This window comes from Azospirillum agricola, from assembly GCF_020005195.1.
Classification (GTDB): Bacteria; Pseudomonadota; Alphaproteobacteria; order Azospirillales; family Azospirillaceae; genus Azospirillum; species Azospirillum agricola.
This window is the reverse complement of sequence record NZ_JAIFZR010000005.1, coordinates 2,890,091-2,910,645: the sequence shown is the minus strand read 5'-3', so window position 1 is coordinate 2,910,645 and position 20,555 is coordinate 2,890,091. Positions and strand designations below refer to the sequence as shown.

The following is a 20,555-nucleotide window of genomic DNA, read 5'->3' as shown; positions in this document are numbered from 1 at the left end:
CCGGACCCCGTATGCCCGCCCAGCCGCACCGAGGGGAGCGAGGTGAGGGGGGCCGGACCGCGCGGCCCCCACCCTCATCGTCCGTTCCGCCGGCCGTCCTCAGACGGTCGCGGCGATGCCCGCTTCGGCGGTCTGGTCGCCGATGCCGTTGTTGAGCGCCCAGATGGCGGCCTGGGTGCGGTTGGAGGCGTTGATCTTGCGCAGCAGGCTCTTCAGATGAACCTTCACCGTCGCCTCGGTGATGTGCAGGTGGTTGGCGATCATCTTGTTGCTGTTGCCGTTCAGCAGGCAGCGCAGGATCTGCACCTCGCGCTGCGACAGCCCCTTGCGGCGGGTCGGCAGCTCGGCGCCCATATCCTCGGTGCGGCCGCTGACCAGCAGCTCGGCCAGATGGGTCGGGAACACCTTCTCGCCCATCATCACCAGCTTCAGCGACTGCATCAGCGCCTCGCAGGCGATGTCCTTCAGCAGGTAGCCGCCGGCGCCGGCGCCCAGCGCGGCCGACAGGCGGCGGGTGTCCAGGTCGGTGGTCAGGATGACCGTCTTGATGTGGGGATGCTCCTCGCGCAGCACCCGCATCGCCTCGACCTCGTCGTCGACGCCGCTGGGCAGGTCGACCAGCAGCATGTCGATGCCGTCCGGACCGATCGCGTTCATCGGCGCGGTGCCGTCGCGCAGGCTGCCGGCCTCGCCGACGACATGGAAGGGGGTGCCTTCGAACAGACGCTTCATGCCCTCACGGAAAAGCTTGTTCGCATCGATGAGGAAAACGTTGATGGCATCCATGGCCGCTGCCCACCTGCTGTTTCGTTCCGAGCGTCGCGCCGGGTGGCGCTTCGGTGTCATCCCCGTCCGTTCCCTGGAACCGGCTTGCGCCTGACCGTTCGGTTTCGGGGGTGCCACGATCTGCACTGAACATACCCCCGATTTGCGCTTCAAAAAATTTCTCTAAGGTAAAATTCGCGTCTCGCAATGGGCATATGCCCTAAGCCAAGATAAGACCAGGCTCTGAACAAAAATACGACCAGAGTATCTGTGGGAATAATGGTCTGTGACAGAAAAGGGATTTTCTGAAAATCTCTGAAATTCATCTATGATGCGTTCGGTGAAGGGAGGTGAATGATTTATCGGCCTCGCGGTCTAGGGCGTCGATGGCGTGTTTGGGCGGTTGGGTGATGACGGCATAGACCATCGGTTCGGCCGTTCGTCAGGGTGGGGCGGGCTGGCGGCGTGCCGGGGGGCGCTCTCGCGGATGGGCTTCGGTCGCGGCGCGCGCGTGCTATATAGCGTGCCGCCGCAAGAGAAAGCTTTCCCATGTCCGATTCCTTCGACGACGATCCGCTCAGCCACGCCGCACCCGCCGCACCCGCTGCCGGGCCGACGCCGGCGCAACGCTTCGCCTATCTCGACGGGCTGAACCCCTCGCAGCGCGCGGCGGTCGAGGCGCTCGACGGGCCGGTGCTGGTGCTGGCCGGGGCGGGAACCGGGAAGACGCGCGTGCTGACCACCCGGCTGGCGCATCTGCTGATGACGCGCCGGGCGGCGGCCTTCCAGATCCTGGCGGTGACCTTCACCAACAAGGCCGCCCGCGAGATGCGCGAGCGCGTCGCCCACCTCGTCGGGATCGAGCCGGAGGGCTGGTGGCTCGGCACCTTCCACGCGCTGGCCGCCCGCATCCTGCGCCGTCACGCCGAGCTGGTCGGGTTGAAGTCGAACTTCACCATTCTCGACACCGACGATCAGGTCCGCCTCATCAAGCAGCTGCTGGAGGCGGAGAACATCGATTCGAAGAAATGGCCGGCCCGCCAGGTGCTGGGCGCCATCGAGCGCTGGAAGGACCGCGGCCTGACTCCCGACCGGCTGGACGACCGCGACGGCGGCGACGTCGCCGGCGGCCGGGTGGTGGCGATCTACCGCGCCTACCAGGAGCGGCTGCGCACGCTGAACGCCTGTGACTTCGGCGACCTGCTGCTGCACAATCTGGCGATCTTCCAGGGCCACCCCGACGTGCTGGCCGAGTACCACCGCAAGTTCAAGTATCTGCTGGTCGACGAGTATCAGGACACCAACGTCGCCCAGTATCTCTGGCTGCGGATTCTTTCCCAGGCGCACAAGAACATCTGCTGCGTCGGCGACGAGGACCAGTGCGTGGTCGAGGGCACGCTTATCCGGATGGCCGACGGCTCGGAGCGGCCCGTCGAGGCGATCCGGGTCGGGGATGCCGTGCGGTCCGCGCAGGGCGGCGGCCTTTTCGGTGCGTCGACGGTGACGCGGACCCATCGGCACGACTGGTCGGGCGATCTGGTGGAGATCGAGCTGGACGACGGCACCCGCCTGACCACGACGCCGGAGCACCGCCACTTCGCCGGCTACCGGCTGGGAACGGCGCCGCAGCTTCATTTCACCTATCTGATGCACAAGCAGGGCTTCGGGTTCCGCCTGGGCACGTCGCAGACCTACACCCGAGGGCAGGCTTCCCCGGTCATCGGCTATGAGCTCCGCTGCCGGCAGGAGCATGCGGATGCGGTCTGGATCCTGGCGACGCACGAGAGCGAGAACGACGCGCGCTATCTGGAATACACCCTCTCGCTGAGGCACCGCATTCCGACCTTTCCCTTCGTCGCCCGCAAGGGGGGATCGACGGGCGGCCTCGTTCACGACCAGTCGATCCTGGACCGGCTGTTCGGCGAGATCCCGACGGAGGAGGCCGGCGACCACCTGCTCGGGCTGTACGGGCTTTCCCGCGCCTGTCCCCATTACCGGCCGCAGAGCCACGCCGGCCGGCGTCGCAACGTCACCGTCACTTTGTGCGGCGGCAGCGGCGGCCGGCCGCGGCACCGGATCTCGATCATCGGCAGCGACCCCGATGACGCCGCCGCGCTCCGCGGCATCGGCCTGTCCGTGCGTCCGGTGAAGAAGGGGCACGAGGGGTGGCGCCATGAGACGGTCATGGCGGATCTTTCCGATGTGATGGGCGTCGTGGACAAGGTCCGCCAAGTCTTCAAGGACGGGATCGCCCTCGTGCAGTTCGCCCGTTTCGGCAGCGGGGCCGGCCCTGCGGAGGACGAGGCGGAACGGGAGGCCGACGATGGAGGCGTCGCGGTTCTGGACCGTCCGTCCGTCCGCACCCGTTCCAGCCTGCCGATGATCCCGGCCGGGTCCGTCCGGACGGGCATGTCGATGTTCCGGGGTGACGGCACGCTGGCGACCGTGCGGTCGGTCCGGACGAGCCGGGGCGAGGTGGCCGTCCACGACCTCGACGTCGAACGGACGCACAACTTCATCGCCAACGGCATCGTGACGCACAATTCGATCTACGCGTGGCGCGGCGCGGAGATCGGCAACATCCTGCGCTTCGAGACCGACTTCCCCGGCGCCACCATCGTGAAGCTGGAGCAGAACTACCGCTCCACCGGGAACATCCTGGCCGCCGCGTCGGGGCTGATCGCCCACAACCAGGGGCGGCTCGGCAAGACGCTGTGGACCCAGGCCGACGGCGGCGAGCCGATCCGCGTCAAGGCGGTGTGGGACGGCGAGGAGGAGGCGCGCTGGGTCGGCGAGGAGATTGAGAACCTCCAGCGCAAGGGCGTCCCGCTGTCGCAGGTCGCCGTGCTGGTGCGCGCCGGCTTCCAGACCCGCGAGTTCGAGGAGCGCTTCATCACGCTGGGGCTGCCCTACAAGGTGCTGGGCGGCCCGCGCTTCTACGAGCGGCAGGAAATCCGCGACGCGATGGCCTATTTCCGGGTCGTCAACTCGCCCGACGACGACCTCGCCTTCGAGCGCATCGTCAATCTGCCCAAGCGCGGCGTCGGCCCGGCCGCCATGCAGTGCCTCTACACCGCCGCCCGCGCGCGCGGCGTTCCGCTGACCGAGGCCGGCTGGGCGCTGACCGAGACCGACGAGCTGAAGCCGAAGCTGCGCGCCACCCTGCGCGGCCTGCTTCAGGACTTCTTCCGCTGGCGCGCGCTGATGGCGACGCTGCCGCACACCGATCTGGCCCGCATGGTGCTGGACGAGAGCGGCTACACCCGCATGTGGCAGGAGGACAAGACCCCCGAGGCCCCCGGCCGGCTGGAGAACCTGAAGGAACTCGTCACCGCCATGGCGGAGTTCGAGAATCTGCCGGGCTTCCTGGAGCATGTCGCGCTGGTGATGGAGAACGCCGAGGCCGCCGGCATCGACCAGGTGACGGTGATGACCCTGCACGGCGCCAAGGGGCTGGAGTTCGACCGCGTCTTCCTGCCCGGCTGGGAGGAGGGGGTGTTCCCCAACCAGCGCGCGCTCGACGAGACCGGCATCGCCGGTCTGGAGGAGGAGCGGCGGCTGGCCTATGTCGGGCTGACCCGTGCCCGCAAGCGCGCCTATGTCAGCCATGCCGCCAACCGCCGGCTCTACGGCAACTGGGTCAGCGCGCTGCCCTCGCGCTTCGTCGACGAACTGCCGAAGGACAATGTGGAGGCCGAGGCGGCGACCGGCCTGTTCGCCGGCGGCGGGGCGACCGGCTATCGCGACGCGGCGGGCAGCTTCGGTGGCGCCGCCGGGGGGGCATTCGGGGGAGGCGGCTTCCAGTTCCGCGGCTCGACCCGGCAGGCCCCGGCGCCGAAGACCATCACGCTGGACCAGGGGGCCTACGCGGTCGCTCCGCGCGAGCGTCCCGACGCGCCCTTCGTTAGGGGCGCCCGCGTCTTTCATCAGAAGTTCGGCTATGGCACGGTGATCGCGGTGGAGCAGGACAAGCTGGCGATCGAGTTCGACCACTCGGGAACCAAGAAGGTGATGGACAGTTTCGTGGTGGCCGCCGACAAGGCGGGATGACAAGGCGGGATGAGGACGGGGTAAGGGCGGGGGTGCGGCGAAGGGTCCCCCTGTGACGCTCGTCACAGCGCCGCCCCGTCCCGGCGGCGCAGGCTTTTTCCGACGACCAACGGCCGGAGGAGCGGGATTCGTGTTCGGCAAGGGCAGCAGCAGTTACGAGGTGCAGTGCCGCCGCGACGGCCGCTGGCAGATCGAGGGCGCCTTCACCGACCAGGAGGCGGCGCTGTCCTGCGCCCGCTCCCGCCTTGCCGCCGGCGCGGTCGAGGAGATCAAGGTCGTCAAGTTCCGTTCGCTGGCCGGGCTCAGCCTGGAAACCGTCATCCTCAACAAGAAGGCGCCGGGGGTGGCGAGGAAGCCGATGGCGCTCGGCGGTTCGGCGGAAGGCGCGCCGCCGTGCCGGACCCTGGACGATCTGTGCGGCTTCGAAAGCCGGCTGGTGATCGGCCGGCTGCTCCGCCCCTTTCTCGACGCCCAGCGCATCACCCCGACCGAACTGCTCCATTCCTGGTCCAGCTTCCGCCGGCTCGACGAGCAGGGGGCGCTGCTCAGCGCGGCGATCCACGCCGTTGCCCGCCACCACGCCGACCTTCACGGCGTCGCGGTGCCGGCGCGGGTGAAGGAGCTGCGCGGGCTGGTCGACGCCGCCGCCGCCCGCGCGCGGGATTTCCTGGCGGAACGCAAGCGCCTGCCCGCCTTCGACGCGTTCGACCTTTCGGCGACCAGCCGCCGCATCGACGCGGCTGTGGGGGAAGGGGGGCACGACCCGCTGTTCCTGGCGCTGCTGACCCTGCATCTGGTGGAAGGCAACACGCCGTCGGGCAAGCTCGACATGCTGCTGGCCCTGATGCACGACGACGCCGAGGCGCGGCATCTGGCGCTGCTCGACGGGGTGGTCGCCGACATTCTCGGTTCCGCCGACACCCTGAAGGAGCTGCTGGGCGCGCAGCCGAGCCTCGCCATGGGGCTGTGCGCGCTGGCCGACGCCCTCCACGGCCGCGACCCCGATCCGGCGGGGGCCGCCCCGACCGCCGCCCTGCTGCGGGTGTGCGAACTGGCGCGGCAGGGGCGGGCGCCGCTCGGCCGGCTGGTCCTGCTCGACCGGCTGCACCGCGCGCTGGCCGGCGACCAGCCGCTCGACCGCCGCGATCCCAAGGCGGAGGCCATGCTGATCCAGACGGTGACCGAACGCCTGAAGGGCGCCGACGGGCAGTTGCTCGGCGGGACGGTCATGGCCAGGGCGCTCGACCGGCGGCTGCTGCGCCATCGGCAGGCCGTCCTGCGCGGGCAGGGAATGGACGACATCGCCGATCGGTTGTCGCCGGGGCGCTGAGCCGTTCCTGGGGCGGGTGTGGACGTGCGCGGGCGGGGCGGGCGGGGCGGGGCGGCCGCTCCCGCGTCCGGGCCGGAATGCGGCTGAGACGCTTGGACGCGATCCCCCATCGTGAATTTCTTTGAGTCTTCGTGTCGGCGTGGTTACAAACCGAACATACCGAGAGAGTCCTCCCCCGAAAGTTTCCGCCCATGTCCCGCACCCCGCTCTGGCGCATCGCGCTCGTCGTTCCCGAGGCCCACGCTCCGGCTTTCGCCGAGGCGGTGGGCGATCACGCCGATGCGGTCTCGACCTTCGAGCTGGAGGAGGACGGCGGCGACTGGCTGGTCGAGGCCACCGACCAGTCGCCCCCCGACGAGGCCCGCCTCACCGCCCGCGTCGCCGTGCTGGCCGAGGCCGTCGGCATCGAGGAGCCCAAGCTGATCGTCGAGCGTCTGCCGCCCATCGACTGGGTGTCGCACAGCTACCAGGGCTTCCCGCCGATCCGCGCCGGGCGCTTCTTCGTCCACGGCTCGCACCACGAGGGCACGGTCCCGGCCGGCAGCATCCCGCTGCTGGTCGACGCCGCGACCGCCTTCGGCACGGGGGAGCACGGCTCGACCAACGGCTGCCTCCAGGCGCTCGACCGGCTGTCGCGCCACCTGAAGCTGCCGCGCGGCGGCCGCCGCGGCGCGCTCGACATGGGCTGCGGCTCGGGCATCCTGGCGCTGGCGGTGGCCAAGCGCTGGCGGATTCCGGTCACGGCGGTCGACATCGACCCCGAGGCGGTGCGCGTCACCAAGATCAACACGGCGATCAACGGGATGAAGGGGCGCATCCGCGCCCAGGGCGGCGACGGCTACCACACCCGGCTGGTCGGCCGGCACAAGCCCTACACGCTGATCACCGCCAACATCCTGGCCCGTCCGCTTGCCCGCATGGCGCCGCAGCTCCGCCGCCACCTGAAGAAGGGGGGCTACGCCGTGCTCGCCGGGCTGCTGAACCGGCAGGAACGGCACGTCATCCAGGCCCACCGCAACCAGGGCCTGCGTCTGGTCGCCCGCATCCCGGTGGGGGAATGGACGACGCTCGTCGTCAAGCGCTGAGTCTTCGGGCGCCGGACCTTCGGGCCGCCGGGCGCCGGGCTCCCCGGCCGGGCTCCCCGAGCGTCAGGCCATTGAAATTTTCGGGCCGTTGAAACTTCGGGGGCTCGTTTCGACTTCCTCAGGGGTGCACGCTCTAGCACCCCAGAGGGAGACCACATGCTGAACCGCATCAAGGCGTTCTTCGAAACCCGCGAACCGCCGGAGCGGGACGAGGACGCCCTCCAGGCCGCCGCCGCCGCCCTTCTGGTGGAGGCCGCCCGCACCGACGACACCATCGCCGAGAGCGAGCGCGAGCGCATCCTCGCCGTCACCCGCCAGCGCTTCGGCCTGAGCGAGGAGGAGGCGCAGGATCTGCTCTCCGCCGCCGTGTTCGACACCGAGGACGCCTCGCCCTACCACCGCTACGTTTCCGTCATCCTGGAACGCTGCCCGCCCGACCAGCGGCTGTGGATCATCGAGATGCTGTGGGAGGTCGCCTACGCCGACGGCGAACTCCACGACCTGGAGGCCAGCCTGCTGCGGCGGATCGGCGGCCTGCTGCACGTCTCCGACTTCGAGCGGGGCGAGGCCCGCAAGCGGGTGGTGCGCCGGCTCGGCCTGCCCGACGACGCCGGTCTTCCGGTGTAGCGGACGCGCCGCCGCTTGCGTGCGTGGCGCGGGGTGTCCTAGCCTGGACGGACATGGCCGGCCACCGGCCTCCATTGTTCGAGGAAAAGCCCCGTGCCCAGCGCGTACCGCGGCGACGACGCCCTTGCGACCCTGTTGACCGAGGCCGGAACCGGCCGCACGCCCGCCGACATCCGCGCGCTGGTGGCCGGCGTGCTGGCGGCGCCGGAGGGCGAGGATCCGGCGGCGTGGCTGGCGCTGGTGGGAGAGGGCCTGCCGGACGCGCTGGCCGGACAGCTCCAGGCGCTCAAGGCGGATTTGGCCTCCGTTCCCGCCGCGCCGCGCCCCGACGCCGCCGCCCGGCTGGCCGCCCTGCGCGGCGCGCTGAAGCGCCGCTCCCTCGACGGCTTCGTCGTGCCGCGCGGCGACGAGCACCAGGGCGAGTATGTGCCGCCGCGCGCCCAGCGCCTGGCTTGGCTGACCGGCTTCAACGGCTCGGCCGGCAACGCGGTGGTCACCGCCGGCCGGGCCGCGATCTTCGTCGACGGCCGCTACACCATCCAGGTCCGCGCCGAGGTTCCCGCCGCCCTCTACGAATACCGGCACCTCGTCGAGGATCCCCTGTCCGACTGGCTGGTCGAGGCTCTGCCCGACGGGGGGCGGCTCGGTTACGACCCGTGGCTGCACACCGCCGGCTGGGTGGAGAAGCTGCGCCCGGTGCTGGAGCGCGCCGGCATCCACCTGATCGCCTGCGAGGACAACCCGCTCGATTCGGTGTGGGCCGACCAGCCGCCGGCCCCGCTGGCGCCGGTGGTGCCGCAGGACGCCGCCTTCACCGGCGACGATTCGGCCGGCAAGCGCGCCCGTCTCGCCGGTGAGCTGGCGGCCAAGGGCATCGCCGCCGCCGTGCTGACCCAGCCCGACAGCATCGCCTGGCTGCTGAACATCCGCGGCGCCGACGTGCCCTGCACGCCGCTGCCGCTGTCCTTCGCGATTCTGGCGGCGGATGGAGCGGTCGAGCTGTTCCTCGACCCGCGCAAGCTCGCCCCGCGCACCGTCGCCCATCTCGGCGACCGGGTCCGCGTCCGCCCGGTGCCGGAGTTCGGACCGGCGCTCGACGCCGTGGCGCGCGGCTCGGCGCGGGTCCTGGCCGACCCGGCCTCGACCTCGGCCTGGATCGTCGACCGCCTGCATCTGGCCGGCGCGAGGATCGAGCGCGACACCGACCCCTGCGCGCTGCCCAAGGCCTGCAAGAACGCGGCGGAACTGGCCGGCACCCGCGCCGCCCATGCCCGCGACGGCGCCGCGCTCGTGCGCTTCCTGCGCTGGTTCGCGACGGAGGCGCCGAAGGGCGGGCTGACCGAGATCGCCGTCGCCGACCGGCTGCTGGCCTTCCGGCGCGGCGGCGAGCGGTTCCGCGGCCTCAGCTTCGACACCATCGCCGGGGCGGGGCCGAACGGCGCCATCGTCCATTACCGGGTGACGCCGGAGACCGACCGGCGGCTCGACCCCGACAGCCTGTTCCTGCTCGACAGCGGCGCCCAGTATCTCGACGGCACCACCGACGTCACCCGGACGCTGGCGGTCGGCAGCCCCGGCCCGGAGATGCGCGACCGCTTCACCCGCGTGCTGAAGGGGCACATCGCCCTGTCCACCGCCCGCTTCCCGCAGGGCACGACCGGGTCGCAGCTCGACGCGCTGGCCCGCCTGCCGCTGTGGGCGGCCGGTCTGGACTACGACCACGGCACCGGCCACGGGGTCGGCAGCTTCCTGTCGGTGCATGAGGGGCCTCAGCGCATCTCCAAGATCGGCAACAGCGTCGCCCTCCAGCCCGGCATGATCCTGTCCAACGAGCCCGGCTACTACAAGACCGGCGCCTACGGCATCCGCATCGAGAATCTCGTGGTGGTCCAGCCGGTGGAGATCGCGGACGCCGAGCGCCCGATGCTGGGCTTCGAGCCGCTGACGCTGGCCCCGATCGACCGGACGCTGATCGAGGTCTCGCTGCTCACCGGCGAGGAGTTGGCCTGGGTCGACGCCTACCACGCCCGCGTGCGCGACGAATTGACCCCGCAACTCGACGCCGGGGACGCGGCGTGGCTGGCCGGGGCGACGGCGCCGCTGGCCCTCGGCTGAGAGTTGTATGACGGGTGCGAAACGCCGTGCGTTCCGGGAACGAATCTGGCAAGGTCCCGCGAACTCGGTAACCCGTTCTTTACCCGGCTGCTTCAGTGTGTCTGCGGGGATGACTTTTCTGCAAAGTTAGGGCATCACAGTCGGTACACCGATCAGGAAAGACGGCGCGGCGTTCCGCGCCGGGTGAGCGTAACGCCGGACATCCACCGGCAACGGACATATGCGGAGACGTCTAGATGAAGATCCTCGTCGTCGATGATTACGCCACCATGCGGCGCATCGTGCGGAACCTGTTGACCCAGATCGGCTACACCGACATCGACGAGGCCGGCGACGGCGTGTCGGCGCTGGCGAAGCTGCGCGAGAGCAAGTTCGGCCTCATCATCTCCGACTGGAACATGGAGCCGATGACCGGCCTCCAGCTCCTCAAGGAAATCCGCGCCGACGCCAAGCTGGCGCCGACGCCGTTCATCATGGTCACCGCCGAGAGCAAGACCGAGAACGTCATCGCCGCCAAGCAGGCCGGCGTGAACAACTACATCGTCAAGCCGTTCAACGCCGACACCCTGAAGCAGAAGATTCAGGCCGTCATCGGCGGTTGATTCGTCGTCGCTGGATCGAGCGGGGGACGGCCTAGGTGGGGGGAGTGGACAGGTTGGAGCAGCTTGCACAGCTGTCCGAGGAAGAGTTCGAGCAGATCGAAGAAGCGATCGCTCGGTCGACCAAGGGGCGGGCCTTTCTGCGTCGTCTCCATCGGCGGTCCCTCGGGGCCGCGACGGAAGAAGTCCGCGCGATGCTCCAGGAGTTCCGCACCTCCTGGAACCGTCAGAGCGAAGCGGTGGAGGCCGGCAAGCATGTCGGCGTCCTGCGGCGCGAACTGATGGAGATGGCGGCCTCCATCGAGCAGGCCCGGCGCGAGGTCGCGGCCCTGCGCCCGGCCGACGGCGGCGGCGACAAGATCCTCTCGGCAACCAACGAGCTGGATGCGATCGTGATCTCGACGGAGCGCGCCTCGTTCGAGATCCTGAACGCGGCCGAACGGTTGATGGACCTGTCCGGCAAGCTGCGCGGCGCCGGCGCCGATCCCGGCCTCTGCGGCGAGATCGACGCGGAGGTGAACAACATCTTCACCGCCTGCTCCTTCCAGGATCTGACCGGCCAGCGCACCAGCAAGGTGGTCAACGCGCTCCGTTACATCGAGCAGCGCGTCATCGCCATGATCAACATCTGGGGCGAGGATGGCCTGGCGGGCATCGCCGTGGCGGAGGAGCAGACCGACACGCGGCCGGACGCCCATCTGCTGAACGGCCCCCAGCTCGACGGCCACGGCGTCAGCCAGGCGGACGTCGACAGCATGTTCGACAGCCCGGCCCCGATGGTGGTCCCGGCGGCCGCTTCGGCGCCCCCGCCGTCCGAACCGCCGGCCGTGGCACCCGTCAAGGCGAGCCAATCGGACATCGACAGCATGTTCGATTCACCGGCGCCCGCCGCGAAGGCGAGCCAGTCCGATATCGACAGCCTGTTCGACGCGCCGGCGCCTGCCGCGAAGGCGAGCCAGTCCGATATCGACAGCATGTTCGATTCGCCGGCACCCGCCGCGAAGGCGAGCCAGTCGGACATCGACAGCATGTTCGACAGCCCGGCGCCGGCGCCGGCGCCTAAGCCGGCCCCGGCGGCCCCGGCGGCCAAGAAGCCGGTGCCGAAACCGCCGGGTGCTCCGATCAAGGCGGCGAAGCCCGCGGCAAAGGCGCCGCCCCCGCCTCCGGCGGCCGAGGAGCCGCCCACGCCGCTCGACCAGGCGGCCATCGACGCCCTGTTCGGGTAGGGCGGATGGTCGGCGGTCGGGGGAAGCCGCAGGGGTGCGAAGGACCAATCGTTAAGGTTCGTATGCGATAATTCCGAGCGACGGCGCGCCCTGTCTTGCGTGCGCCTCTTCCGACCATCCTGGCCGAGAACGGCCGTTCCACAGAGGCGGGACCGCAGAGCATGAAGCAGATGACCAAGCCCTTCATGGCCGAGCTTCAGAAGGCCCGCAAGACGGGGAACCCCTTCCAGGCGATCATCGACGAGGCGGTCGCGGTCACCCCCGCCATCGCCGGCCCGACCCAGGCGGTGGCGCTCGACAACACGGAAGTGCTGCGCGCGATCGGCGATCTGGGGGCCAAGCTCGACCGCTTCCTGACCATGGACGCGGCGCAGATCGACCAGATCCAGGTCGAAATCGCCGACATCTCCGGCCGCATCAAGGCCACCAAGGTGGAGATGGCGGCCATCCGCCACCCGCTGGCCGGCGGTGAGGACAAGTTCCAGCAGGCGAGCCAGGAACTGAGCGCCGTCGTCTCGGCGACCGAGGCGGCGACCAACACCATCATGGCCTGCGCCGAGGAGCTGGAGGAGGTGGTGGCGGAGCTGAAGTCGTCGCTGCCCGAGGGCTACAGCCGCGACCGCGTCAACGACATGACCGACGTGATCGTCCGCATCTACGAGGCATGCAACTTCCAGGACCTGACCGGCCAGCGCATCACCAAGGTCGTGCGCGCGATGTCCTTCATCGAGGAGCGCGTCGACGCCATGATGGGCCTGTGGAACAAGCGCGAGTTCGAGGCGATGCCGCTGCCGCCCTCGGTCACCAAGAAGGACGAGCATCTCGACCTGCACGGCCCGGCCGAGGCGACCCCCGACAGCGGCAACATCAGCCAGGCCGACATCGACGCGCTGTTCGGCTGACCGGCACGATTGTCGGGATGACCGGAACCTCCTCCCGCGCATGGGGAGGAGGTTTTTGCGTCCTGCCTCCAGCGGGCTGTTCTCCTTCCCCTTTCGCCGAGATCCGCTTGCGGCGCCCGCACCCCGGCGTGCTATACAGGGGCAACTCCGAAAGAGCCCAAGACGACGATGCTTTTCCGCTCCCCCCGCCTGCCGCTGACGGCCATCCTTCTGTCGGCCGCCCTTGCCGCCTGCTCCTCCACCAAGGAGGACGCGTATGTCGAGCGTCCGGCCGACCAGCTCCTGTCCGAAGCCGACGCGGCGATGAAGGACGAGTCGTTCAAGAAGGCCGCCAAGCTCTACGACGAGGTGGAGCGCCAGCATCCCTATTCGGAATCGGCGAGCAAGGCGCAGCTGATGGCCGCTTACGCCCATTACCAGGATTTGAAGTACGACGACGCCATCCTGGCGCTCGACCGCTTCATCCAGCTTCACCCCGGCAGCCCGGACGTCGCCTACGCCTATTACATGCGGGCGCTGTCCTATTACGAGCAGATCACCGACGTCCGCCGCGACCAGAAGATGACGCGGCAGGCGCTCGATGCCCTGTCGGAGGTGGTGCGCCGCTTCCCCGAGAGCCAGTACGCCCGCGACGCCAAGCTGAAGATCGACCTGACCAACGACCATCTCGCCGGCAAGGAGATGGAGGTCGGGCGCTTCTACCTGCGCCAGCAGCAGTACACGGCGGCCATCGGGCGTTTCCGGGCGGTGATTGAAACCTACCAGACGACCTCCCATGTCCCTGAGGCGTTGCACCGGCTGGTGGAATGCTATCTGGCGCTCGGCGTGACCGACGAAGCGAAGACCGCAGCGGCCGTGCTTGGCCACAACTTCCCCGGCAGCGAATGGTACACGGACAGCTACGCACTGCTGGTGGACGCCAACCTGCGTCCCGAGCGAAACGAGAGATCGTGGCTCAGCAAAGCCTGGAACTCCCTGTTCTAGGGCGCTCCATGCTGGCCTCCCTGACGATCCGGGACGTCGTCCTGATCGAACGGTTGAGCCTGTCCTTCCGCCGGGGCCTCGTCGCCCTGACCGGCGAGACCGGCGCCGGCAAGTCCATCCTGCTCGACGCCCTGGGGCTGGCGCTCGGCGCGCGGGCCGAATCCGGGCTGGTGCGGCATGGCGCCGATCAGGCCGCCGTCACCGCCGAGTTCGAGCTGTCCGGCGATCATCCGGCACTGGCCATCCTCAAGGAGCAGGGGCTGGACGCCGACGCCAACGCCGAGGGCCGTCTGGTCGTCCGCCGCACCGTCAGCGCCGACGGGCGCAGCCGCGCCTGGGTCAACGACCAGGCGGTCGGCGTCGGGCTGCTGAAGAAGCTCGGGGAGGAGCTGGTCGAGGTCCATGGCCAGTTCGACACCCATGGCCTGCTGAACCCGCAGACGCACCGTGGCGTGCTTGACGCCTACGCCGGGCTCGCCGCCCAGGCGGCGCAGGTCGCGGCCTCGCACCGGGCGTGGCGGCAGGTCGAGGACGCCCGCCATTCCGCCGCCGCCGAGATCGCCCGCGCCCGCTCCGAGGAGGAGTATCTCCGCCACGCCGTCGCCGAGCTGGACGCGCTGTCGCCCAAGCCCGGCGAGGAGGCCGAACTGGCCGAGACGCGCGCCGTCCTGATGCACCGGGAAAAGCTGGTGGACGGCATGAACGCCGCCTACGCCGAGCTGTCCGGCGATCGCGGGGTCGAGCGCTCCCTGTCCTCGGCCATCCGCACCCTGAGCCGCATCGCCGACAAGGCCGGCGGCACGCTCGATCCGGTGATCGCCGCGCTCGACCGTGCGGCGACCGAGGCGGGGGAGGCCATCGCCGCCCTGCAATCCGCCTCCAGCGGCGTCGACATGGATCCGCGCGCCCTGGAAAAGTTGGAGGAGCGGCTGTTCGCCCTGCGCGCCGCCGCCCGCAAGCACGGCGTCGACGTCGACGCGCTGGCCGCGCTGCGCGAGGACATGGCCGGCCGTTTGCTGCTGATCGAGGACCAGGGCGACCTGCTGACCCGCCTCGCCAAGGAGGCGGCGGTCGCGCGCGCCGCCTACCACGCCGCCGCCGAGACGCTGAGCGCCGCGCGGCGCGAGGCCGCCGGCCGGCTCGACGCGGCGGTGGCGGTCGAGCTGACCCCGCTGAAGCTCGACAAGGCGAAGTTCCGCACGCTGGTCGAATCGCTCGACGAGTCGGAATGGGGGGCGTCGGGCATCGACCGCGTTGCCTTCCAGGTGGCGACCAACCCCGGCGCTCCGCCCGGCGCGCTGAACAAGATCGCGTCCGGCGGCGAGCTGGCCCGTTTCATGCTGGCGCTGAAGGTGGTGTTGGCCCAGACCTCGACCATCGGAACGCTGGTGTTCGACGAGGTCGACACCGGCATCGGCGGTGCCGTCGCCGCGGCGGTCGGCGAGCGGCTGGAGACGCTGGGCCACGGGCTCCAGGTGCTGGTGGTGACGCACAGCCCGCAGGTGGCGGCGCGCGGCGCCGTTCATCTGAAGGTTCAGAAATCGCAGAAGGGCGAGCAGGTCACCACCGGCGTCGCCGAACTGGACGGCGACGAGCGCCGCGAGGAGATCGCCCGCATGCTGTCCGGCGCCACCGTGACGGCCGAGGCCCGCGCGGCCGCCGACAGCCTGATCGCCGGGCGCGGGTAGCTCCGCAACCGATCGCGTCTCCCCTCTGTCGTCATGACCGGGCTCGTCCCGGTCATCCACGCGGAAGCTTGAGACTCGCCCGTGCATGCCCGTGCCAAGCATGGGCATGACGTTTGGGGGACGGTGGGGTCGTCGCTGCCATGCGCTTTCAGTTCCGCAGCGCCGCCCGTTTCCAGAACTGCCAGCCGCCCAGCCGGACGCCGATGGCGAAGCTGGTGAAGGGAATGCGCAACTCGATGTCGCGCGGCTGGAAGAAGGTGAGCTGTTCCGGCTCGCCGCCGGCTCCGAATTCCAGCCGGGCGCCCTTGGGTTCCTGGGCGAACTCGTCGCTCATCACCTGCCAGATTTCCAGGTCGCCGCCATGGTTGGTGATCTTGTACTGGCCGCAGCGGTAGGCCGTCGATTCACCGACGTTGCCCTCGACCACCGTCTTCTCGTCGTCCAGCCGGACATCGCCGACCCCGGCCGCCTCGCCCTTCATCGACGGGCCGCGCGTTTCGGCGCGGAAGCCCAGGCGCAGCCAGCCGGAGCCGCCCTGCGGGATCAGCCGGCGCACCGTCACGGCGTCTTCCGGGGCGAAATGGTCGGGGTCGTCGTAGAAGATTCGGTCCAGCGCGGCGGCGACGACGAGCCGGTCGTCGATCGTCAGGCTGGCGGCGGGCGGTCTTGGCATCGGGCTGTCCGGTCGTCTCTCGCGTCGCATCATACACGGGTGGGCACCGCCCTCGCGACTCCCACCGGGCTGCGAGTGGCGCTATGCTGCCCGGCCCAACCCCGGCCCCCCGGCCACGCTTCGGCCGGCCGGCATCCGGCACCAGATATCCGGCACCAAGAGACCGTCATGATGGATCTGTTCGACACGCCCCCCACCCCCCGCGCCGTGCCCGTCGAGGCGCTGACGCTGGAGCAGGCCCAGGCGGAGCTGGCCGCCCTGGCGGCGGAGATCGCGCATCACGACCGGCTCTATCACCAGCAGGACCAGCCGGAGATCAGCGACGCCGACTACGACGCGCTGGTCCGCCGCAACGGCTCCATCGAGGCGCGCTTCCCCGAGCTGCGCCGCGCCGATTCGCCGAGCCTGCGGGTCGGCGCCGCCCCCGCCGCCGGCTTCGGCAAGGTCCGCCACGCGGTGCCGATGCTGTCGCTCGGCAACGCCTTCGCCCCCGGCGACGTGGCCGAGTTCGTCGCGCGCGTGCGCCGCTTCCTGGGACTGGGGGAGGATGCGCCGGTTTCCTTCGTGGCCGAACCGAAGATCGACGGGCTGTCCTGCTCGCTGCGCTACGAGAAGGGGGAGCTGGTGCTGGCCGCGACGCGCGGCGACGGGGCCGAGGGGGAGAACGTCACCGCCAACGTCCGCACCATCCGCGACGTGCCCAAGCGCCTGACCGCTCCCTTCCCCGATGTGCTGGAGGTGCGCGGCGAGGTCTACATGGACCGCGACGATTTCCGCGCGATGAACGACGCCCGCGCCGAGAAGGGCGAGCCGCTGTTCGCCAACCCGCGCAACGCGGCGGCCGGGTCCTTGCGCCAGCTCGATTCGGCGATCACGGCGTCGCGGCCGCTCGGATTCTTCGGCTACGCGCTGGGCGAGGTGTCGGAGCCGATCGCCGACAGCCAGTGGCACATCCGGGAAAAGCTGAAGGGCTGGGGCTTCCAGCTCAACCGCCCGGCCGAACTGTGCGACGGCACCGACAAGCTGCTGGCCTATTACGAGGGCATCGGGCGCCGCCGCGCGGGCTTGCCCTTCGACATCGACGGCGTCGTCTACAAGGTCGACAGCCTGGAGCTTCAGCAGCGGCTGGGCTTCGTCAGCCGGGCGCCGCGCTGGGCCATCGCCCACAAATTCCCGGCCGAGCAGGCGCAGACCCGGCTGAAGGCGATCACCATCCAGGTCGGCCGCACCGGCGCCCTGACCCCGGTCGCCGAACTGGAGGACATCACCGTCGGCGGAGTTGTCGTCAGCCGCGCCACCCTGCACAACGAGGACGAGATCGCCCGCAAGGACATCCGCGTCGGCGATCTGGTGGTGGTGCAGCGGGCCGGCGACGTCATCCCGCAGGTGGTCGAGGTGGTGCTGTCGCAGCGTCCGGCCGACAGCGCGCCCTACCGGCCGCTGGAAACCTGCCCGGTCTGCGGCAGTCTCGCCGTCCGCGAGCCGGGCGAGGTGGTGCGGCGCTGCACCGGCGGCCTGATCTGCGCCGCCCAGGCCAAGGAGCGGCTGCGCCATTTCGTCTCGCGCAACGCCTTCGACATCGAGGGGCTGGGCGAGAAGATCATCGAGGAGTTCTGGGACGAGGGCTTCATCAGGTCGCCGGCCGACATCTTCACGCTGGAAGGCCGCGTCCAGGAAGGACAGGTGGGGCTGGTTGGCCGCTTCGGCTGGAAGGAGAAGTCGGTCGAGAACCTGTTCGCCGCCATCAACCAGCGCCGCAGCGGCATCGAGCTGCACCGGGTCATCTTCGCGCTCGGTATCCGCCATGTCGGCGAGGTGACGGCCAAGTCGCTGGCCCGCCATTGCAGGACGATGGAGGGCTGGATCGACGGCATGATCGAGGCCGGCCGCGCCATGCCCGGTCCGGCGTGGCGCGACCTGCACGAGATCGACGGCGTCGGGCCGACCACGGTCAACGCCATCCTGGCCTGGTTCGGGGAGCCGTCGAACCTGGAGAAGCTGGAGCAGTATCCGGGCAAGGAGCTGCTGCGGCCGGAGACGGTGATCGGCGGGCTCGGCATCAAGCCGCTGAACGTCAAGGCCGCCCGCGCGCTGGCCGAGCGCTACGGGACGCTGGAGGGCTGGGCGGCGGCGATGGCCGAGGCGGTGGCGCAGGCGCCCGGCCCCGCCTGGACCGATCTGGTCGCCACCCCCGACGTCGGGGAGGTCGCCGCCGGGGAGGTCGCCGCCTTCTTCCTGGAGGATCGCAACCTCACCATCGTCCGCGACCTCGCCGCCCGCCTGACCGTGCTGGAGGCCGAGGCGCCGAAGGCCGGCAACTCCCCGGTGGCCGGCAAGACGGTGGTCTTCACCGGCTCGCTGGAGAGGATGACCCGTCCGGAGGCCAAGGCGCGGGCCGAGTCGCTGGGCGCCAAGGTCGCCGGGTCGGTGTCGCGCAAGACCGATTATGTGGTGGTCGGGGCGGACGCCGGCAGCAAGGCCGACAAGGCGCGGGAACTGGGCGTGACCATCCTGACCGAGGATGAATGGCTGGAGACGATCGGCGGGTGATGGCGGACGGCCTTATGATCCGCGTCTCATGAGCGGCGCCTCATGAGCGGTGGTTGACCGCCATCGCTGCGCTTCCTTGCCGCAGCGGCCATAATGTCGCATCGACCTCTGGCCGAGTTGACGGGAGAAAGCCTTGCGGGTCACATAAGAAAACGCTGCTGTTCCGCCATGCCATATCCACGAGACGGGTGGTCAACACCCGCGCGGCATCGTCGCGGCCGGCACAGGCCCTGGGGAAGAAGGAAGCGCCATGGACTCCATGCAGATGGACGCCATCCAGTGGTCGCGCTGGATGAGCGTCGGCAACGACGATCTCGACGCCGACCACCGCGTGCTGATCGCCATCGTCAACAAGCTGTTCGACGAGGCCAACCGTCAGGATCCCGCTCTGATCGAGGCAATTCTCGACGAGCTGATCGCCTACACCCGGCATCACTTCGCCGCCGAGGAAGCCTGCATGTTGCGGGCGAACTACCCGACCTTCGCGTCCCACAAGGCGCTGCACGATTCGCTGACCCGGCAGGTGGAGGCCTACCGGGACAGCTTCCGCGCCAACCGTGAGGGCATCACCGGCGAGGAGGTGTTCATCTTCTGCGCCGATTGGCTCGGCCAGCACATCCTGAAGGAGGACACCCGCTTCGGCGAGTACGCCGCGACGGGGGAGGAGCCGCAGGCGGCGGCGGGGTAGCGAGCGTGGAAGGGTGGGATGAAAATCCCGTCAGAGTTCAGCCAATATCTCAAAGAAATTTCATAAAATATTGATATAATTCGCAAACAAGTTCATCGCTTGGAACGCGCATAATCGAAACGCGCGCTGCGGACATCGGCGCCTTCTCCGAAAGGGGAGGGCGCTTTTTCTTTGGGCTGACCCCATCTGGAAGGGGAGGGGCTTGGCGCAAAAGAAAATGCCCTCCCCGGAGGGGGAGGGCAGGGCAGGCATTGGTGGAAACTGGATCGGGTCAGGCGACCGCGAGCTGCTCCAGCGCCCGGCGGGCCGCCGGCAGCGACACGACGGCGCTGTCGTAGCGCCACGCGCTGCGGTCGGCGAACAGCGCGCGCAGAAGCTGGTTGTTCAGCGCGTGGCCGGAACGCACGCCGTGGAAACGTCCGACGAACGGGGCGCCGGCCAGATACAGGTCGCCGACGGCGTCCAGGATCTTGTGGCGCACGAACTCGTCGCTGAAGCGCAGGCCGTCGGCGTTCATCACCGTGTCGCCCGAGATGACCACGGCGTTCTCCAGCGAGCCGCCACGGGCCAGCCCCATCTTGCGAAGCCCCTCGACCTCGTGCAGGAAGCCGAAGGTGCGGGCGCGGCTGATCTCGTCTTTGAAGACGTCGCCGTCCAGCTCGACCGCGTGCGACTGCTGGGCGATGGCGGCGCTGTCGAAATCGATGTCGAAGCTGAAGACCGTCGTCTCGTCGGGGGTGAAGGTGGCGCTCTTGACGCCGTCGCTGACGGTGACCGGCTTCAGGATGCGGATCACCCGGCGCGGCGCGCCGGACACGGCGATGCCGGCCTGCTCGATGGCGGCGACGAAGGGGGCGGCGCTGCCGTCCATGATCGGCACTTCGATGTTGTCGAGCGACACCACGGCGTTGTCGATGCCGCAGCCGGCCAGCGCCGACATCAGATGCTCGATCGTGCCGATGGTGGTGCCGTGGCTGTTGCCGATGACGGTGCACATGCGGGTGTCGACCACCGCGTCCCAGCGCGCCGGGACGATCGCGGCGGCCCCGCGCAGGTCGGTGCGGATGAAGGTGATTCCGGAATTCGCATCGGCCGGGGCAATCGTCAGCGTGACGATGGCGCCCGAATGCAGCCCGATGCCGGTGATGGTCACCGGCTTCTTCAGGGTCTGCTGGAACAATCCGTCCGCATTACCACGATTGTTGATCACGATGTCTGTCCGTCTTCGTCTCGTTCCGGTCTGGGGCGCTGTGACCTTGCGTCGCTCTGCTTC

At 69.7% G+C, this 20,555-nt stretch carries 15 protein-coding genes; 12 read left to right on the top strand and 3 right to left on the bottom strand.

All coding sequences use genetic code 11. The annotated features are described in order from the left end of the window. Window positions 1–99 precede the first annotated feature (99 nt). Complete coding sequence (locus JN22_RS28735; RefSeq protein WP_085557127.1) at window positions 100–786, bottom strand: LuxR C-terminal-related transcriptional regulator; 687 nt, start codon at window positions 784–786, stop codon at window positions 100–102. A 528-nt stretch (window positions 787–1,314) separates the two neighbouring features. On the opposite strand from JN22_RS28735, the gene JN22_RS28730 reads away from it, so the two are divergent. From JN22_RS28730 to recN, 10 genes are all read left to right on the top strand, one after another. Continuing rightward, a complete protein-coding gene (locus JN22_RS28730; protein ID WP_223677932.1) occupies window positions 1,315–4,815 on the top strand; it encodes a UvrD-helicase domain-containing protein in 3,501 nt (1,166 codons plus the stop codon). 130 nt (window positions 4,816–4,945) lie between these two features. Beyond that, window positions 4,946–6,145: a hypothetical protein gene (locus tag JN22_RS28725; protein ID WP_085557126.1), complete on the top strand. Its 1,200-nt coding sequence runs from the start codon at window positions 4,946–4,948 to the stop codon at window positions 6,143–6,145. Window positions 6,146–6,336: 191 nt separating this feature from the next. Then, window positions 6,337–7,230, top strand: coding sequence for a 50S ribosomal protein L11 methyltransferase (locus JN22_RS28720; RefSeq protein ID WP_085557125.1), 894 nt, complete (start codon window positions 6,337–6,339; stop codon window positions 7,228–7,230). Window positions 7,231–7,386: 156 nt separating this feature from the next. Continuing rightward, window positions 7,387–7,857, top strand: a complete 471-nt coding sequence (locus JN22_RS28715; RefSeq protein WP_085557124.1) for a tellurite resistance TerB family protein — start codon at window positions 7,387–7,389, stop codon at window positions 7,855–7,857. 93 nt (window positions 7,858–7,950) lie between these two features. Further along, window positions 7,951–9,972, top strand: coding sequence for an aminopeptidase P family protein (locus JN22_RS28710; protein ID WP_085557123.1), 2,022 nt, complete (start codon window positions 7,951–7,953; stop codon window positions 9,970–9,972). 236 nt (window positions 9,973–10,208) lie between these two features. After that, window positions 10,209–10,574, top strand: coding sequence for a chemotaxis response regulator CheY (locus JN22_RS28705; protein ID WP_085557122.1), 366 nt, complete (start codon window positions 10,209–10,211; stop codon window positions 10,572–10,574). Window positions 10,575–10,765: 191 nt separating this feature from the next. Further along, on the top strand, window positions 10,766–11,797 hold the full coding sequence (locus tag JN22_RS28700; RefSeq protein WP_223677931.1) for a protein phosphatase CheZ: 1,032 nt from the start codon (window positions 10,766–10,768) through the stop codon (window positions 11,795–11,797). Window positions 11,798–11,958: 161 nt separating this feature from the next. Next, window positions 11,959–12,699: a protein phosphatase CheZ gene (locus JN22_RS28695; protein ID WP_085557120.1), complete on the top strand. Its 741-nt coding sequence runs from the start codon at window positions 11,959–11,961 to the stop codon at window positions 12,697–12,699. Window positions 12,700–12,867: 168 nt separating this feature from the next. Next, window positions 12,868–13,683 carry an outer membrane protein assembly factor BamD gene (locus JN22_RS28690; RefSeq protein WP_085557119.1) on the top strand — a complete coding sequence of 272 codons (816 nt, stop codon included), beginning with the start codon at window positions 12,868–12,870 and terminating at the stop codon, window positions 13,681–13,683. Between the two features lie 8 nt (window positions 13,684–13,691). Next, window positions 13,692–15,371: a DNA repair protein RecN gene (gene recN, locus JN22_RS28685; protein ID WP_085557118.1), complete on the top strand. Its 1,680-nt coding sequence runs from the start codon at window positions 13,692–13,694 to the stop codon at window positions 15,369–15,371. Window positions 15,372–15,519: 148 nt separating this feature from the next. Here recN and JN22_RS28680 read toward each other — a convergent pair whose 3' ends face one another. Continuing rightward, complete coding sequence (locus JN22_RS28680) at window positions 15,520–16,044, bottom strand: hypothetical protein (protein WP_085557117.1); 525 nt, start codon at window positions 16,042–16,044, stop codon at window positions 15,520–15,522. 168 nt (window positions 16,045–16,212) lie between these two features. Here JN22_RS28680 and ligA point away from each other — a divergent pair, with 168 nt between their 5' ends. Then, the gene (gene ligA, locus JN22_RS28675) at window positions 16,213–18,594 is read left to right on the top strand and encodes an NAD-dependent DNA ligase LigA (RefSeq protein WP_085557116.1); all 2,382 of its coding nucleotides are present in this window, start codon (window positions 16,213–16,215) and stop codon (window positions 18,592–18,594) included. Between the two features lie 250 nt (window positions 18,595–18,844). Further along, on the top strand, window positions 18,845–19,282 hold the full coding sequence (locus JN22_RS28670) for a bacteriohemerythrin (RefSeq protein WP_223677930.1): 438 nt from the start codon (window positions 18,845–18,847) through the stop codon (window positions 19,280–19,282). 271 nt (window positions 19,283–19,553) lie between these two features. Here the strand turns inward: JN22_RS28670 and lpxC are convergent, their stop codons facing one another. Then, window positions 19,554–20,492 (bottom strand): UDP-3-O-acyl-N-acetylglucosamine deacetylase, encoded by a 939-nt coding sequence (gene lpxC, locus JN22_RS28665; RefSeq protein WP_085557115.1) that lies wholly within the window; start codon window positions 20,490–20,492, stop codon window positions 19,554–19,556. Window positions 20,493–20,555: the final 63 nt, after the last annotated feature.